The organism is Plantibacter lichenum, assembly GCF_050587525.1.
Taxonomy (GTDB): Bacteria; Actinomycetota; Actinomycetes; order Actinomycetales; family Microbacteriaceae; genus Plantibacter.
The window spans coordinates 129,354-146,505 of sequence record NZ_JBOBFT010000002.1 but is presented as its reverse complement, the minus strand read 5'-3'; the positions used below and the strand labels follow the sequence as shown (position 1 = coordinate 146,505).

The 17,152-nt window shown below is 69.7% G+C and carries 13 protein-coding genes; 2 read left to right on the top strand and 11 right to left on the bottom strand.

Annotated elements, in window-relative coordinates:
• Positions 1–27: 27 nt before the first annotated feature.
• From ACQ3HB_RS04100 to ACQ3HB_RS04090, 3 genes are all read right to left on the bottom strand, one after another.
• Entirely contained in the window at positions 28–1,653 is a 1,626-nt protein-coding gene (locus ACQ3HB_RS04100; protein ID WP_430918001.1) for a carboxylesterase/lipase family protein, read from the bottom strand.
• A 12-nt stretch (positions 1,654–1,665) separates the two neighbouring features.
• Positions 1,666–3,018 carry an MFS transporter gene (locus ACQ3HB_RS04095; protein WP_430917999.1) on the bottom strand — a complete coding sequence of 451 codons (1,353 nt, stop codon included), beginning with the start codon at positions 3,016–3,018 and terminating at the stop codon, positions 1,666–1,668.
• Between the two features lie 444 nt (positions 3,019–3,462).
• Complete coding sequence (locus ACQ3HB_RS04090) at positions 3,463–4,869, bottom strand: ROK family protein (protein ID WP_430917997.1); 1,407 nt, start codon at positions 4,867–4,869, stop codon at positions 3,463–3,465.
• A gap of 336 nt (positions 4,870–5,205) precedes the next feature.
• Here ACQ3HB_RS04090 and ACQ3HB_RS04085 point away from each other — a divergent pair, with 336 nt between their 5' ends.
• Positions 5,206–7,677, top strand: coding sequence for a DEAD/DEAH box helicase (locus tag ACQ3HB_RS04085; RefSeq protein ID WP_430917995.1), 2,472 nt, complete (start codon positions 5,206–5,208; stop codon positions 7,675–7,677).
• A gap of 181 nt (positions 7,678–7,858) precedes the next feature.
• Here ACQ3HB_RS04085 and ACQ3HB_RS04080 read toward each other — a convergent pair whose 3' ends face one another.
• Entirely contained in the window at positions 7,859–8,653 is a 795-nt protein-coding gene (locus tag ACQ3HB_RS04080) for an SDR family NAD(P)-dependent oxidoreductase (RefSeq protein ID WP_430917993.1), read from the bottom strand.
• A gap of 121 nt (positions 8,654–8,774) precedes the next feature.
• Complete coding sequence (locus ACQ3HB_RS04075) at positions 8,775–10,316, bottom strand: carboxylesterase/lipase family protein (protein WP_430917992.1); 1,542 nt, start codon at positions 10,314–10,316, stop codon at positions 8,775–8,777.
• A 268-nt stretch (positions 10,317–10,584) separates the two neighbouring features.
• Here ACQ3HB_RS04075 and ACQ3HB_RS04070 point away from each other — a divergent pair, with 268 nt between their 5' ends.
• Positions 10,585–10,803, top strand: coding sequence for a hypothetical protein (locus ACQ3HB_RS04070; protein WP_430917990.1), 219 nt, complete (start codon positions 10,585–10,587; stop codon positions 10,801–10,803).
• 99 nt (positions 10,804–10,902) lie between these two features.
• Here ACQ3HB_RS04070 and ACQ3HB_RS04065 read toward each other — a convergent pair whose 3' ends face one another.
• From ACQ3HB_RS04065 to ACQ3HB_RS04040, 6 genes are all read right to left on the bottom strand, one after another.
• A complete protein-coding gene (locus ACQ3HB_RS04065; protein ID WP_430917988.1) occupies positions 10,903–11,562 on the bottom strand; it encodes an alkylhydroperoxidase domain protein in 660 nt (219 codons plus the stop codon).
• A gap of 2 nt (positions 11,563–11,564) precedes the next feature.
• The gene (locus tag ACQ3HB_RS04060) at positions 11,565–12,167 is read right to left on the bottom strand and encodes a CMD domain protein (RefSeq protein ID WP_430917986.1); all 603 of its coding nucleotides are present in this window, start codon (positions 12,165–12,167) and stop codon (positions 11,565–11,567) included.
• Between the two features lie 167 nt (positions 12,168–12,334).
• Positions 12,335–13,390 carry a putative FMN-dependent luciferase-like monooxygenase gene (locus tag ACQ3HB_RS04055; protein WP_430917984.1) on the bottom strand — a complete coding sequence of 352 codons (1,056 nt, stop codon included), beginning with the start codon at positions 13,388–13,390 and terminating at the stop codon, positions 12,335–12,337.
• On the bottom strand, positions 13,387–15,129 hold the full coding sequence (locus tag ACQ3HB_RS04050; RefSeq protein ID WP_430917982.1) for a dipeptide ABC transporter ATP-binding protein: 1,743 nt from the start codon (positions 15,127–15,129) through the stop codon (positions 13,387–13,389). The genes ACQ3HB_RS04055 and ACQ3HB_RS04050 overlap by 4 nt, the downstream gene beginning before the upstream one ends.
• A complete protein-coding gene (locus ACQ3HB_RS04045) occupies positions 15,126–16,127 on the bottom strand; it encodes an ABC transporter permease (protein WP_430917981.1) in 1,002 nt (333 codons plus the stop codon). Before ACQ3HB_RS04045 ends, ACQ3HB_RS04050 begins: the two co-directional genes overlap by 4 nt.
• The gene (locus ACQ3HB_RS04040) at positions 16,124–17,083 is read right to left on the bottom strand and encodes an ABC transporter permease (protein WP_430917979.1); all 960 of its coding nucleotides are present in this window, start codon (positions 17,081–17,083) and stop codon (positions 16,124–16,126) included. Before ACQ3HB_RS04040 ends, ACQ3HB_RS04045 begins: the two co-directional genes overlap by 4 nt.
• Between the last annotated feature and the right edge of the window lie 69 nt (positions 17,084–17,152).

Here is a 17,152-nt window from a genome sequence, read left to right as displayed (position 1 = left end):
GCAGAGGTCCTGAATTGTGCAAACGGATCAGTGACTGACGGCCACCTCCCGCGGGAGCAGGGGTCGGACGTCGGCGTAGCCGTCCGCGACGAGTTCCGACGGCACGTCGAAGCGGCGGACCGGGAGGGCGTCGGGGTCGCAGGACGGCCAGTCCGGTGCGCCCGTGCGGAGGAACGCGAGCGCGCCTCCGTGCACCTCGTCCGCGAGTGCCTGGGGCGGCGTCGATCCGGCGATCGCGTCCACGCGCGGTGCATCGAGGCAGTCGAAGAAGAACGGGACGTCGAGGCAATGCGCGGCATCGCCGAGGACGGGCGACGCCCACGAGAAGCGGTAGAGCCAGACCGGGGCAGCGGTGTCGGAGGCTGCGGTGCCTGCCGTCGCGGCGGCTCGTGCTGCCGCGGCGATGCGGGCCTCCGCGACGCCGAGGGCGGGGGCCCGGAACATGCGGTCCGTGAGGTACTGGCCGACGGTCCCGGCGGTGTCGAGCAGCGGATGCGCCTCCACGTATGCGGCGGCCACGTCCGCCTCCACGCCGAGTTGCCCGAGCAGGGCGCCGGCCGGGACCGAGGCAAGCTGTTCGCGGGCGCCGGCGAGGACCATGTTGAACTCCTGGTCGGTCGTCCCGAGCACGAGCGGATGGCGGCTGCCGACGCCCTCGCGCACGGCGTCGAGCGTCTCGAACGGAATCAGCTCGCCATCGACGACGGGTCCGAGGACGAGACCGTCACCGAGCATCGCGGCGAGCCCGGCGATCGGATCAGCCGGCTGCGCGGAACCGTCCCCCTGGGTCGAGGAAGCATCGGCCTGCGAGATCCCAGCATCGGCCTGCGCGCCGCCATCGCCCGCCGGCCCATCGCCGACACTCGAGACGAGCCGCTGCAACTCCAGAACGCGCTCCTCGCTCACCGTCGCGAATCCCTCACGGCTCGGCACCACGCCGGCGAGGCTCGCGATGCGTCGAGCCAACTGCTCAGCCTGTTCGACGCTCGTCGAAGTCGGGACGCCTGACACGGAGTAGGCGCCGTGGAACAGCGCATCCGCCCGCGGCGTCGAGAGGAGGGTGAGCACGGCCCCGCCGCCTGCGGACTGGCCGGCGATCGTCACACGTGAGGGGTCGCCGCCGAACGCCGCGATGTTCGCCTGCACCCATTCGAGGGCGAGGATCCAGTCGAGGACCCCGCGATTCAGCGGTGCGTCTTCGAGCCAGCCGAAGCCGTCGAACCCGAGCCGATACGACACGTTGACGGTCACGACGCCGTCGCGGTTGAAACTCGCACCGTCGTACCAGGGGCTCGCCGGCGAACCCGCCACGTACCCGCCGCCGTGGATCCAGACGAGCACGGGGAGGGCGGCATCGGCGTCGCCGGGCACGGGAGTGAACACGTCGAGGTTGAGGGTGGAATCACCGGGGATCGACGGCTCCGGGATGATCGTCACTTCGGAGAGCGCCACCCGCTGGGGCGTGGCGCCGTGCTCGACGGCATCGCGAATCCCCTCCCACGGACGATGCGGAACAGGCGCGGCGAATCGCAGTGCACCGACGGGCGGCTCGGCGAAGGGGATACCCAGGAAAGCGGCGGAACCGTCGCGCCAGAGGCCGCGGACGGCGCCCGCTGCGGTGGTGACGATCGGGTGTTCGGTGGAATCGGTCATGTGTTGGTGCTCCTAACGCACGCTGCGGATGGGAATGAGGACGAGGGCGGCGATCGCGACGGAGACCATCCCGAACACGAAGAGTGCCGGGTAGCCGCCGAACGTGCCGATGAGGACACCCGCGATCGCCGGGCTCATGGCCTGCGGGATGTTCGTTGCGACGTTGAGGATGCCGAGGTCCTTGCCGGCAGCGACACCGCCGCCGGGCAGGACCTCCGTCATCAGCGCCGTGTCGCACGCCATGTAGAGGCCGAAGCCGAAGCCGTTCACGGCGCTCATGATGAGCATCCCGGTGAGGTTCGGCATGATGAGCGGGAACACGAGTCCCGCGACCATGAACGCTGACGCCGTGTAGATGAACACCTTGCGTTTGCCGATCCGGTCGCTCCACCAGCCGCCGAGCGACACGGCCACGATCGTGGTCACGAGGCCCGCGAGGCTCAGGAGGCCGATCGTGCCGTTGGCTTCCGCGATGGGCATGCCGATGTAGTCGGTGAGGATGAACAGCTGGAACGCGAAGACGACGAAGTAGCCGAGGATGAAGAAGAACCGTGCCGCGAACGCCCAGGCGAAGTCCGGGTTCTGTCGGGGATCGATCCAGAAACCGCTCATGAACTGCTTCCAGCTGAACGGTGTGCGGGGCGCATCCTTCGTCGAGAAGTCGCGGTTGAGGAGCACGAACAGCAGCGTGACGACGAGGACGCCGATGCCGAACGCGGTGTAGCCGACGCCGACGTTGCCCGCCAGGTTGCCGGCGACGAGGACGCCGATCGTGCCGCCAGCCATGGTGCCGATGCCGACCATCGCCGATGCGACACCGCGACGACTGCGGGGGAACCGGTCCGGAACGATCGCTGAGAGCGGCCCCTGTAGTGCGTTGAGCGACACCTGGATGATCACCCAGAAGATCGCGATCCAGACGATCGAACCGAGCCCGCCCAACCCCATGAGGAAGATCGCACCGGCGGCCGCGCCGATGATCATCCACGGTGCGCGGCGACCGAGGCGACTGCGCGTGCGGTCGCTGAACGCGCCGACGATCGGCTGGGCGAACAGGGTGAAGACGAAGGAGACGGTGCTGACGATGGCGAGGTTCGCGACCTTCTGCTCCGGATCGATCGCGGCCACTTGATTGGGGAGGAGGACGGCGACGAGGCCGGAGTACGTGGCGAACAGGACGAGCGAGGTGATCGCGAGCGATGGGAGCAGGGACCGCGTGGGTGGGGGACTGGTCGCGGTGGACGCGGTGGCGTCGGGGAGGGTTGCCGGCTGTGATGCTGCGGCCTTCGATGCCGGGGCATCCGATGCGGCGGGCTGTGTTGGCGCTGGGGGCTTGGACGGGGACGGCTGAGTGGGGTTGGACACGACGCTCCTCTTCGTTGAGAACGGTCTTGGCGGGGTCGGTCATCCGAAAACCGAATGACGTTCGGGAATGAGTATGCGCCCTTCGCGGCTGGAGTTCAAGGGTTGAATTTAAGCGACGAGTGTCGTGTGTGTGGCTGTCGTCAGGGCGCGTGGTGCGGGTGATGCAGCGTGGTGCAGCGGCAGCGGCAGCGGCACGGCACGGCAGCTCGGCGTCGAGTGCCCGTGGTGTGTGCACAACTCAGGAGCGCTGCGGCGTGTCGGCGCCGAACCGCCGGAACCCGGCCGCGACACGCCGAGGCTGTCCTGAGTTGTGAACAGGGGCGGGTGTCGGTTGGGCGGGAGCGGGGTGGCGAACGCTCGGAGTGGGGCGGGCGGTCGGGGCGGGAGCCGACGGGGGCTGGTGGGGGTTGGTGGGGGCGGTGGGGTGGCCGGCCGGGGCGAGCGTCAGCGCGCGGCGAGGGCCAAGGGATCGACGAGGAGTCGTTCGCGGGCGAGCTGCGATGCGCCGAGCAGCGCCGCGCGCTCGCCGAGGATGCCCGGCAGGATGCGAGGAGTCGTCTCCGTATCGATGCCGGCGACATCGGGACGGTCGAGGCGGAAGCATCGATCGATCGTCGAGATGAGCGGAACCCAGTATCCGCCGAGGACGATCACCTGCGGGTCGAGTGTCCCGGCGAGGATCTGGAGCGCGCGCGCGATCCAACTCGCCGCCGCGTCCCATGCCTCGACGGCCGCGATCTCGCCCGCCTGCACGCGCGCGACGAAGGCGTCGAGCGTCGTGCCGAGGCCATCGCGTTCGAGCGCTTCGCCCATCCCCGCCGTTGTCAGGACCGCATCCGGTCCGGCGACGGTCACGAGGCAGCCTCGCTGACCGCAGGCGCAGCGCTCGCCGTCGGGGACGATCGGCAGGTGGCCGAGTGCTCCGGCCATGCCGCGGGCGCCGTCGACGATGCGCCCGTCGATGAGGACCGCGCCGCCGATGCCCGAATTGCTCTTCAGGTAGACGAGGTCCCTGATCGCCGCGGGCGCCGCGCCGAGCGCACGGAGTTCGGCGACGGCGGCGAGCGGCGAATCGGACCGGAGGGTCGCGCTCGCGTCGAGTCGCGGTTCACGAGCGCGGAGGCCGGCGATGACGTCCACGCGGCCCCAAGCGAGATCGGTGTCCGCGATGACGACCGGCGGGTCCCCGTGGACGGGTGCGAAGGCGATGACCGTCGTGTCCGCGACGCGGCGGCCCAGATTCGCGGCGAGGTCGAGTGCTTCGGTGAGGACGCCGGCGAGGACGTCGAGCACCGCATCTGGCTCGCCCATCGGTCGACCGTGGTGGCGTGCGGACCGGGTGAGCACCTCGCCGGCGATGGTCGAGAGCTCCGCGATGGCCTGGTCCGCGTCGAGCTGGAGCACGAGGACCGCCGTGTCGTCTGCGGCGAGTTCGAGGAGGGTGAGCGGGCGACCACGATGCGCAGACCGCGAGGCCTGCGTGTCCGTTCCGGCGGGGAACGCATCGTGAGTGCCGTCGAATCGGGGACGTGTGGTGCCGGAATGGACGACCGCCCTCGTCGAGGCGGCGGGCTTCGGGGGAACTTCGCGGAGCACGCCTGCTTCCAGCAACGCCGCAGTGAGCGCCGTGACCGATCCTCTGGTCAGCCCGGTGGCATCGGCCAATCGACTGCGCGAACTCGGACCATGTTCGAGGATGCTGCGCGCGACGAGCGACAGGTTGTGGCGGCGGACGTCGCTGCTGACGAGGGACTCTCGTTCCGCGTGGCCCGGCCGTTCCGCGTGGCCCGGCCCGTCGCCGACCGCCGGCGCGGAGGATCGACGTCCTCCGGCTGCTGGCTCCCGCGTCATGCAGCCAGCTTCCCATACGGCCCCGCGACTGGCTCCCCGCGTCGCCGTTCCGTCGGACGGCTCCGCACGCCAGTGGTGGAGCGGATCCGATGCTGCGCCGTGACATCCGAGGCGACTTCGGGTAACGTAGACAGGTCGGCTCTAGACACCGCGTTGTGTACCGCGGAAAGGGTTTGTAAGTCTGGTGGGCCGGTTTCCCAACGAACACGTTGGTGAATTTCACACATTGTGAACGGTCCCGGCCATTGATCGCCCGGGTATGAGCATGCCGCAACATCATCCGTGTTGTGTCGTCATGCGTGTTGTTCATGCAAACGAGATAACCCGGAAAGCACCATGCCCAAGAACAAGAACTCAGCCGGCGGACGCCCCGCCAAGAACTTCGACCCGCGTTACGGCGAGAACAAGAAGCCGTACGCAGCCCGCACCGGTGGTCCTCAGGCCGGCAGCAAGAGCCCCAGCCACCGCGGCTACCGCGCGGAAGACGCCAACGCCCCCAAGAAGTCGCGCTGGAACGCCGATGAGCGTGCCGACCGTGCCGCTCGCACCGACGCTTCCGACGGCGGCTCGCGCTACGACCGCAACGACCGCCCGTCCTCGGGTGGGTACCAGGGTCGCAACGACCGCAACGACCGTCCGTCGACTGGTGGGTACCAGGGTCGCAACGAGCGTCCTGCCTACAACCGTGGTGGCGACGACCGTCCGGCACGTTCCTACGACCGCCCCGCGACGGGCGGCTACCAGGGTCGCAACGACCGCAACGATCGTCCTGCGACGGGCGGCTACCAGGGTCGCAACGAGCGTCCTGCGTACAACCGTGGCGGCGATGACCGTCCGGCACGTTCGTACGACCGCCCCGCGACGGGTGGGTACCAGGGTCGTAACGATCGGAACGACCGTCCGTCGACCGGCGGCTACCAGGGTCGCTCGAACGACCGTCCTGCCTACAACCGTGGTGGCGACGACCGTCCTGCGCGTTCCTACGACCGTCCGGCGACGGGTGGCTACCAGGGCCGCAACGACCGCAACGATCGTCCTGCGACGGGCGGCTACCAGGGTCGCAACGAGCGTCCTGCGTACAACCGTGGCGGCGATGACCGTCCCGCACGTTCGTACGACCGCCCCGCGACGGGTGGCTACCAGGGCCGCGACGACCGTCCGGCGCGCAGCAACGATCGTCCGTCCTACGGCCGCGACGCCTCGAACAGCGACCGTCCGGCACGTTCCTACGACCGTCCGGCGACGGGTGGCTACCAGGGCCGCGACGACCGTCCGGCGCGCAGCAACGATCGTCCGTCCTACGGCCGCCCTTCGACAGGCTCAGGGACCGGTGCGGATCGTCCGGCACGCTCCTACGGCGGCGACCCCCGCCAGGCGAACCGCACCGACCGTGCGGCCGGATCCTACGAGGACCGCCCCAAGCGTTCCTACGACGACCGCCCCGCCCGCTCGTACGATGATCGCCCCAAGCGCTCCTTCGACGACCGTCCGGCTCGCAGCTTCGACGGTGCCGGTGCCGGCAACGGCCGCAGCAGCGACTTCTACCCGAAGAAGGACGACGGCGCACGCTTCGTCCCGCAGGACGACGTGGTGCTCGAGCGCCTCGAGGCCGACGCGATCGAAGCGAAGGACGTCGAAGGCGTGACCTTCGAATCGCTGGGCCTCGGAGGCAACATCGTCCGCGCCCTCGAAGAACTCGGTGCAGCCAGCCCGTTCCCGATCCAGGCGGCGACGATTCCCGATGTCATCGCAGGTCGCGACGTCCTCGGCCGCGGCCGCACGGGCTCCGGCAAGACGATCGCCTTCGGCGCTCCGCTCGTCGAGAAGCTCATGGAGAACGGCGGCGGCAAGAACCGCAAGCCGGGCCGCAAGCCCCGCGCGCTCATCCTCGCTCCGACGCGTGAGCTCGCGCTGCAGATCGATCGCACCGTGCAGCCCATCGCACGCGCCGTCGGCCTCTTCACCACGCAGATCTACGGTGGCGTCCCGCAGGGCCGCCAGGTGGGTGCGCTGCAGCGCGGCGTCGACATCATCGTCGGCACGCCCGGCCGCATCGAGGACCTCATCGAGCAGGGTCGTCTCGATCTCTCGCAGGTCACCGTGACCGTCCTCGACGAGGCCGACCACATGTGCGACCTCGGCTTCCTCGAGCCCGTCCAGCGCATCCTGCGCCGCACGGCTCCCGACGGCCAGAAGCTGCTGTTCTCTGCAACGCTCGACAAGGGCGTCGCCACCCTCGTCAAGGAGTTCCTCCCGAACCCCTCGGTCCACGAAGTCGCCGGTGAAGACCAGGCGTCGTCGACGATCGACCACCGCGTCCTCGTGGTGGAGCACAAGGGCAAGGACCTGCTCATCGAGCAGCTCGTCGACCGCAGCGAGAAGACCCTCGTCTTCGCCCGCACCCGTGCGTACGCCGACCGTCTGACCGAGCAGCTCGAGGACGCCGGCATCCCCGCCGTGTCGCTCCACGGCGACCTCAACCAGGCGCGCCGCACGCGCAACCTGGAGAAGCTCACCTCCGGCCGCGTCAATGTCCTCGTCGCCACCGATGTCGCAGCCCGCGGCATCCACGTCGACGACATCACCCTCGTGGTGCAGGCCGACGCCCCGGACGAGTACAAGACGTACCTGCACCGCGCCGGCCGTACGGGTCGTGCGGGCAAGGTCGGTCGTGTCGTCACGATCATCCCGCGCGCACGTCAGCGTCGGATGACCGAGCTGCTCGACCGCGCCGAGATCGAGGCGTCGTTCGTCAACGCCGCTCCTGGCGATGCCGTCGTCGGTGAGATCTCCGCTTCGGCCGTCTAGCACGCAGCACCCTGACAGCCCGTCCCGCTCACGCGGGGCGGGCTGTTCGCGTCTCTCCTGCCCTGTCCGCCCCTGCCCGCCCTTGCCCCTTCTGCCGAGGGGTCGCAAATTGCGGGTCTTGGCCGAGCGCACCCACAATTTGGGACCCCTCGGCAGAGGGGCGGGGACGGCGGAGGGGCGGCTAGGGGGCGATGGAGTCGACGTAGCCGCCGTCGACGCGGACGGCACCGCCCGTGGTCGCGGAAGCGAACGGTGACGCCAGATAGACGACCATGTTCGCGATCTCCTCCGGTTCGATGAGCCGCTGCAGAAGCGACTGCGGCCGGTGCAGGCGCATGAACTCGCGCTGCGCATCGTCCCACGGGAGGTCCCGATCGACCAGCTCGTAGACGAAATCCTCGACGCCGCCCGTGTGCGTCGGGCCGGCGATGACCGAATTCACGGTCACCCCGCTTCCCGCAGCGACTTTCGCGAACCCGCGTGAGACGCCGAGGATCGCCGTCTTCGTCACCCCGTAGTGCACCATCTCGATGGGGATCACGAATGCGGAATCGCTCGCGATGTATTGGACGCGGCCCCAGCCCCGCTGCATCATGCCGGGCAGGAGCATGCGCGTGAGACGGACCGCGGCGAGGACGTTGGTGTCGAAGTACCGCCGCCACTCGTCGTCGGAGATCTCGATGGCATCGGCCGATCCGAAGATGCCGAGGTTGTTGACGAGGATGTCGATGCCGGAGAGCAGTTCGACGGCCCGGTCCGCGCCATCCTGCGTGGTGACGTCGGCGGGGATCGCGACCAGATCCGCATCGGGCACCTGCTTGCGGAGCGCTTCGATCGCGGCATCGACGCTGCGTGCGCTCCGTCCGTTGATCCCGACGCGTGCGCCGGCCGCCGCCAGTCCGCTCGCGATCGCGAATCCGATGCCCTGCGTCGACCCGGTCACCAGGGCCGTCTTCCCACTCAACTCGATCAGCATGCCGCCACCCTAGTCCTGCCTGCCGCCCCGTTTCCGGCTGCCGAGGGGTCGCAACGTGCGGGTGTTGGCCGGGCGGACCCGCACGTTGAGACCCTTCGGCAGAAAAGGCGAGGAGGTCGAGCTAGGGGCGGAAGGACTGGAGCTCGGCGTCGCGGGGAGCGTGGATGAGCGGATCGGCGGCGCCGTCGAAGGAACGGACGGGGCGCTCGGAATTCCAGACCGGCCAACCGGGCTCGCCGTCGCGCGCGAACGCGACCCACGCCGAGTGCATCGACGTCGCGAGCGACTGCGGCGCATCGGGACCGGTGAGCGCGATCGCATCGGGTGATGAGGCGACGTCGAACACGAAGCCGAGCTCCATCGCGTGCGCCGCGCCGAGGTCCTGGACGGGGCTGCTCCAGTCGAATTCGTACAGCCAGGTCGATGAGCCGAACGACGCCCGCGCATCGGCGATCCTGTTGGCGGGGACGCGCAGGAGCAGGTCGGTGGCGAGCGCTCCGAGGATCTCGCCGGGCGTCGCGCCGGGCCGATTCCGGCCGTAGAGGCGCACGGCGGCCGCGGAGATCTTGAACTTCAGCCTGGCGAGCAGCACGTGCACCTTGGTGATGGTGCCGACGACGCCGGTGGGCATGAACCAGAGGCGGTACTCCTCGGTCGTGGTGCCGATGAGGATCGGGATGTCGGCGCCGCGGCCGTTCGAGAGCGCGTCGATCGGGTCGACGGGGACGAGGTTGCTCCCGCGCACGAGGGTGAAGGCCGCGCCGCCCGTGATGGGCGTGGTTCCGGCGGTGACGCGTTCCTGGGCGGCGACGAGGTCCGCTGGGCTCACGCTGCCGAAGCCGGCACGCGTCGCGGGGACGCCGAGGTCCTTCGCCATGAGCTGCGTGATCCGCCCCGCCGTCTCCGGGGTCTGCGCGCTGAGCGGCCCGCTCATGATGATCGCGCGCTGGATCAGGGAGCCGGAATCCGGATGCGCCGCGATGGCCGCGACGAGCGCACCGCCGGCGGACTGGCCGAAGATCGTCACGCGTTTCGGATCGCCGCCGAAGTGTTCGATCTCGCCCTGCACCCAGCGGAGCGCGGCGTGGAGATCGGCGAGCCCGAGGTTCTGCGGCGCGTCGTCGAGGACCGAGAAGCCCTCGGATCCGAGGCGGTAGTTCGCAGACACGAAGACGACGCCATCTCGTGCGAAGGCCGTGCCGTCGTAGGACGAGAGCGCGTTCGATCCGTGCGCGAGGGAGCCGCCATGGATCCAGACCATGACCGGGAGGAGTTCCGTGGGCGCCGATGGATCCGACGGGGCGGGCGCGGATGTGGATGCTGGCGCGGACGCCAGTGCGGGCGTCCACACGTTGACGTTGAGGATGTCCTCGCCTGGGATCTCGACCGTCGGCAGGAGGTCGGCCAGGCCGCCGCCGTACGGCGCCTGCGGGGCGGTGGGCCCGAACGCGCTCGCATCGCGGACGCCCTCCCACGATTCGACGGGCTGCGGCAGGCGGAATCGGTTCGCTCCGAACGGCGCAGCAGCGTACGGGACGCCGAGGAATCGCGTGATGCCGTCCTCGACGACACCCTCGACCGCTCCAGATCCGATCGTGACGGTCCGGCGGCCCAGAGGTTCGGATACCGCGTTCGGCGTGGGCGGTGCGGATTCGGTGGTCATGGGGTGCTCTCTCATCGCGGCGGGTTCGGGAGGAGGCGATGGCGTCCTGCGGGCAGGTGCACCGGTGCGCCGTCCCGGGGGACGAACTCGACAGGCGCCGGCGAATCCACCTCAACCCTATCCGCGGATGCGTGCACGGTCATCCCGCACCCTCAGCCCGCGGGGTGTCACGAATGGCTCGTTCCGAGGGGTGAGGACGAGCCATGTGCGACCCCTCGCGGGCTGGTGACGGCTGAGCCGCTTGTATGCCACGTGCTACCTTCGGGGCATGAACGCGCGCGATGAAGCGAACGAGAGCACTCCCGGACCTCCGCACGTCGAGCCGGAGCCGGACTTCCAGCCGCTCGTTCCGGGCTTGGAGCGGGTCTCGTCCGACGCGTTCCGCAGGGGCACGTTCAGTCGTCGACGGATCGTTCGCGCAGCCATCGTGCTCGTCGTCGTGCTCGTCATCATCACCGCGGTCGTCTGGTTCGCCCGCCCGCAGTGAGCGCCGCCCCGGCCCCGCACCCTCAGCCCGCGAGGTGTCACGAATGGCTCGTTCCGAGGGGTGAGGACGAGCCATGTGCGACCCCTCGCGGGCTGGGAGTCAGACGGCGGGCGGGTTGACCGGCTCGCCGAGGGACAGCATCAGCCGGTTGGCCCAGTTGAAGAAGGCAGCACCGTGGATGACGTCCACGATCGACAGCTCGTCGAGGCCCAACTCGCGCAGCCGTGCGATGTGCGAAGCGTCCAGCCGCGAGGGCGTCGAGGCGAGAGCGACCGACGCGTCGACGATCGCGCGCCACCGCTCATCGAGCTCGGCACCGACGCCGTCGTCGAGGAGCCGCTGGACGTCATCGGTCCGCTTCGAGTGGTGTGAAGCGAACCGCGCGTGCACGGACGCACAGAACACGCACCCGTTGAAGCGCGACGTCGCGGCTGCGGCCAGCTCGCGCTCGGCGCGCGGCAGACCCTCCTTGGCGTTGTAGAAGATGTCCTTGTCCGTCCGGGTGCGCGCACCGAGGATGTCGGGATCGCGGACGAGCAGCCGGAAGTAGTCGGACGATGCGCGGCCCTTGTCGACGAGTCCCGCGTAGTGGTGCTCGTCGAGGTCCTCGATCGGGAACGGTTCGAGCCACGGCAGCCAGCCGAGTTCCGCCTGCGTGAATGCAGTGGGGGAGTCGATGCCCGGGTGCTCGATGAGGTGCTCGGTCGCGGGGGTCTGGACGGGCGCTGTGGCGGTCGCGGCGTCAGTGGGTGCGGTCATGGTCAGGACTCCTCGGAGATGAGACGCAGGCCGACGACGACCCGGTACTGGAAGGACAGGAAGGCGACGAGCTGCGAGATCGTGACGATGTCGTTCGTCGACCAACCGGCGTCGAGCAGACGCTGCAGGGCGGCGCTGGACGCCTCGCGCGGACGGAAGACGAGCAGATGCGTGTGTTCGAGCGCAGCGGCGAGCCGACCGAGCGATGCAGCGTTGCCGGACTGCACGGCGTAGACGAGACCGGTCGTGTTCTCGGCCTGCAGCGGGCCATCGTGCGGGTATGCGCCGTACGGACCGGTCGTCGCACCGGCCGCGGCCTCCTCGGCGATCGTCGCAGCGAGGGCGGTGCCGCCATCGAGCGCTGCGAGTCGGCCGAGGTAGTGCTCGGTGATCGCGGCGTCACCGTTCAGGGAAGCGACGAACGAAGCGATGGCGAAGCGTTCGAGTGCGGTCACCTCGCCGGCGTCGCGCGGTTCGAAGAGCGCGTCGTAGCTGGCCTGGGCGTTGTTGCGCGTCTCCGGGCGGATGCGGCGCAGGGCGTCGAGACTGGTGTCGGGGTCGATCCCGACGAGGAGGTCGATCACGTCGACGGTGGCTGTAGGCACTGGCTTCCTTACTGGTTGTGGGCGCCCTTCGACAGGCTCAGGGACCGGGTGGTTCGGGGAGGTGGGCCCTTCGACAGGCTCAGGGACCGGAGCGGGCTCAGGGACCGGAGCGGGCTCAGGGACCGGAGCGGGCTCGGGGGCCGGAGCAGGCTCCGGGACCGGGTCGCTCAGGGGGCGACGGCGCCCTTCGACAGGGTCAGCGGGCGAGGACCGTCGGTCCAACCGAGCGCGGGCGCGACCTCCGTCGCGATCAGCTCGATGGAGCGCAGGATGAGTTCGTGGGGCGGGTCGACGGAGTGCACCTGGAACGCGACCTCGGTCACGCGGTCGAGCGTGCGATCGGCGGCGAGCGATTCGACGACGTCCTCGACGGTCCCGACGTGCGTGTCGAAGCCGGCGATGAGCTCGTCGAGCGTGTCGCCCGGGATGTGCTGTCCGCTCGCCCGGAACTGTTCGACGACCCGGCGCAGCCCGACCTCGGCGTACCGGCGCGCTTCCGCGCGATCGTCGGCGACGAAGAGGCTGCGAGAGCCGACGATGCGTGGTGCGATTCCCGGCACGAGCGCTTCCTCGTATGCGTCGACGATGGGCAGCTGGAGGTCCGCGAGCGACGCGTGGGGCGCATCGGCGGGTCGTGGTTGGGTGCGCGACAGCATCAGCCCGTGGCCGTGTCGTCCTGCGCGGGTGCCGCCCGAGACGGAGAACGTCGCCTGCCAGATCGCGCCGAGGAGTCGGCAGCCCTCCGGGTACAGCTGGCGCTTGGTCTCGCCGAGTTCGCCTCCGCCGAGCGCGCGCAACAGGGTGTCGAGCTTCTCCTCGTACACGCTGCCGCGCTCGGAGCTCACCTGTCCGAAGACGGGGAACGACGATGGGGTCCCGCCGCTGCCGATCCCGAGTTCCACGCGGCCGCCGGAGACGAGGTCGAGGACCGTGGCGTCCTCCGCGACCCGCACGGGGTCCTCGAGCGGGAGCGTGATGATGCCCGTCCCGAGTCGGATGGTGGACGTCTTCGCGGCGATGTTCGCGAGCAGGACGAGCGGAGAGGGCAGGCCGCCCTCCTGTCCGCTGAAGTGGTGCTGCGCGAGCCAGGCTCCGTCGAAGCCGAAGCGCTCGGCGTGCACGATCTGTTCGGTCGCGAACCGGTAGCGTTCGCGAGCGCTCGTGTCGTCGAGGACCCTGGTGAAGAACGAGAGCCGCTTGGGTGCTGTGAGGGTGTCGGTCATCGGCCGCCCGCTCCGATCCGCCCGGGCACGGCCGCGAGCAAGTGTTGGGTGTACTGGTCTTCGGGATTCGTGAACACGGCGCGCGTGGTGCCGCTCTCGACGACGCGTCCCGCGCTCATGACGGAGACGGTGTGGCTGATCTGCCGGACGACGGCGAGGTCGTGCGAGATGAACAGGTAGGTGAGGCCGAGTTCCTCCTGGAGGCCTTGGAGGAGTTCGAGGATCTGCGCCTGCACGGTGACGTCGAGCGCCGAGACGGCTTCGTCCAGGATGAGGACGCGCGGTTCGATCGCGAGGGCGCGGGCGATCGCCACGCGCTGCCGCTGTCCGCCGGAGAGCTCCCGGGGTTTCCGGCCGAGGACCGAGGCGGGGAGGGCGACCCGGTCGACGAGCTCCGCGGCACGCTTCGTCCGGCTGGTGCGGTCGCCGATCCGGAAGTTCTGGAGCGGTTCGGCGATGATCGAGCCGACCGATTGCCTGGGATCGAGCGAACCGAACGGGTTCTGGTAGACGAGTTGCACGTGCCGCCGCAGTTCGCGGACGCCCTTCGACGGGATCGAACCGACGTCGATGCCGTCGAGCGAGATCGTGCCGGCATCCGGCTTCTCGAATCGCGCGATGATGCGCGCCGTCGTGGTCTTGCCCGAGCCGGACTCGCCGACGAGCGCGTGGGTCGTGCCGCGTGCGACGGTGAAGGAGACGTCGTCGACGGCACGGAACACGTCGCTCGCGCGGCGCCCGGTGCTGAAGTCCTTCGTGAGCCCCTTCACCACGATCGCCGATGCGCTCTCCGCGGCCGCCACATCGGCATCGCGCAGGAAGAGCGGCGGTCGCGGTTCGAGGAAGTCCTCGACGCGGAGCGACGGGGCGTCGGACAGGAGCCGTTTCGTGTAGTCGACGGTCGGGTTCGCGAGGAGTTCGGTGGTGGGTCCGTGCTCGACGACTCGGCCGTCCTTCATCACGATGATCCGCGAGGCGCGGTCGGAGGCGACCGCGAGGTCGTGCGTGACGAACAGGACCGAGGTGCCGAACTCGGTGCGCAGGTCGTCGAGGAGGTCGAGGATCGTGCGCTGGACGGTCACGTCGAGCGCACTCGTCGGTTCGTCGGCGATGATGAGCTGCGGTTCGAGCGCGATCGCGATCGCGATGAGGACGCGCTGCCGCATGCCGCCCGAGAGCTCGTGCGGGTACTGCCTGGCGCGGAGCTCCGGACGGGACAGGCCGACACGCGACAGGAGATCGAGCACGCGCGCATCGATCGCCCGACGGTCGCCGCGTTTGTGGATGCGGAGCACCTCACCGAGCTGCGCACCGATCGTGCGCACGGGGTTGAGCGAGGAGGACGGGTCCTGCGGCACGAGGCCGATCTGCGCGCCGCGGACGGATTGCAGCCGTTTGTCGTTCCAGCCGGCGATGTCGACGCCGGACAGGCTGATGCTGCCCGCGTCCAGCTGCCCGTTGGAGGGGAGGAGGCCGATGACGGCGTGCGCCGTGGTCGACTTCCCTGACCCCGACTCGCCGACGACCGCGACGACCTCGCCCTGGCCCACCGAGAACGAGACGTCGTGGACCACACGCGTGGTCCCCGCATCCGTCCGGTAGGACACGCTGAGGCCGGAGACGTCGAGGACGTTGCCTGTTGGCGCTCCCGGCGTTGCTGCTGGCGAGGCGCTTGCTGATGGCGAGGCGCTCGCCGAGGCCGTTGCCGAGTTGCCGTTCCGTGCTGTCGTGGCGCTCATCGCTGCTTCCCGATCGACTGGCTGATGCGATTGGCCGAGAGCACGACGGCGACGACCACGAGACCCGGGAGGACGGTGAGCCACCACGACGTCGCGATGTAGTTGCGGCCCTCCGCGATGAGGAGGCCCCATTCCGGGGTGGGCGGCGGGGCGCCATAGCCGAGGAATCCGAGTGTGGAGATCGCGAGGATCGCGGTGCCGAACTGGAGGGCCGCGAGTCCGATGACCGCCGTGAGCGAGTTCGGCAGCACGTGCCTGGCGAGGACGGCGAGGTAGCTGCCGCCACTGCCGAACGCCGCTTCGACGTACTCGCTGCGCCTGACGCGCACGACCTCTGACCTCGACAGCCTCGCGAACGATGCGACGCTCGTCACGCCCACTGCGATCGCCGCGTTGGTCGTGCCGAAGCCGAGCAGGATGATGATGCTGAGCGAGAGCAGGAGGCCGGGGATCGAGAGGAGGACGTCGACGACGCGCATGAGGATGTCGTCGAGGAGGCCGCCGTTCGATCCCGCGAGGACACCGATGACGGTGCCGACGACGAGGCCGACCGTGACGGCGATGAGCGCGCCGGACAGCGAGTTGACGGAGCCGTGGATGACGCGGGCGAGCAGGTCTCGGCCGATCGAGTCGGTGCCGAACCAGTGCGCGGCGCTCGGGCCCTGCAGCTTCTCAGCCGGCACGCCCGTGAGCGGGTCGAAGCTCGTGAAGAGGCCGGGTGCGATGGCCCAGGCGAGCGCGATCGCGATGACGAGCCAGGCGAGGACGAGCGTGATCTGGATGCGGCCGAACCGCCCGAAGAGACCGCGGCGCCGACCCGCGGGAGCGAGCGCGGCGGGGCCAGCGGGGCCGGACGGTCCAGAAGGTCCGCCTGGACCCGCGGGGCCGGACGGTCCGCCGGGTCGCGCAAGACCGGATGCCGCAGCCCCGGCCCCGGCCGCCGAAGCTGGAACGGTCCCAGCGACATCGGCCTGCAATTCGTTGATCGGCGTGCTCATACGGACGCCCCCACTCTCTTGGACAGTCTCGGATCGAGTACGGGATACAGGAGGTCGACAGCGAGGTTCACGACGACGAAGACGAGCGCGGCGAGGACGACGATCGCCTGCAGCACGGGGGTGTCCTGCTGGGACACGGCCTGCTCGGTGAGGCGGCCGATGCCGGCGCGCCCGAACACGGTCTCCGTCACGACGGCGCCCGCGATGAGCTCGCCGAAGAGCACGCCGGCGATCGTGATGACGGGCAGCACGGCGTTCTTCGCGACATTCCGCCACAGCACCCACGACGGGCTCGCGCCCTTCGCCCGGACGACCGTGACGAACGGCTGCAGTCTGACCTCGTCGATCGACCGCACGAGGATCTGCGCGAGCGGCGCCGAGATCGGCACGGCGAGCGTCACGACCGGCAGGATGAGCGCCTGGAACGGATCGGCGCCGATGACCGGGACGAGTTTCAACTGGAACGAGAACACCTGGATGAGTACGATGCCGAGCCAGAACACGGGCACGGAGACGAGCAGGCCGGGCAGTGAACGGAGGAGGTTCGCGAGCCACGCGAACGGCGTGAGGGCGGAGAGGAACGCGACGCCGACCGCGATGACGACGGCGAGGAGGAACCCGATCGACGCGAGTTTGAGCGTCTCGGGGAGGACCTCGGCGAGGAGCTTCAGGACGGGGGTGCCGCTCTGGATCGAGTATCCGAAGTCGCCCTGCACGAAGCCGATGAGCGTGTGCCAGAACTGGATCGGTACGGGGACGTCCGCACCGTACGCGACGCGGATGTCCGCGATCTGCTGCGGCGAGAGGCCCAGTTCCGGGTTCTCGAACTTGATCATGATGGCGTCGCCCGGCAACGCCTGCAGGAGCACGAACGTGACCGTGAACGCGGCGACGAGGACGATGACCGCCTGGCCGACCCGTTGCAGCACGAAGCGGGGATCGAAGGTGGATCTCATGAGCTGGTCCTCCTGGTGCGGGCGGCCGGGCTGGGGCGGTTGGGCGGCGGTCGGATGGCGGGTGAGCGA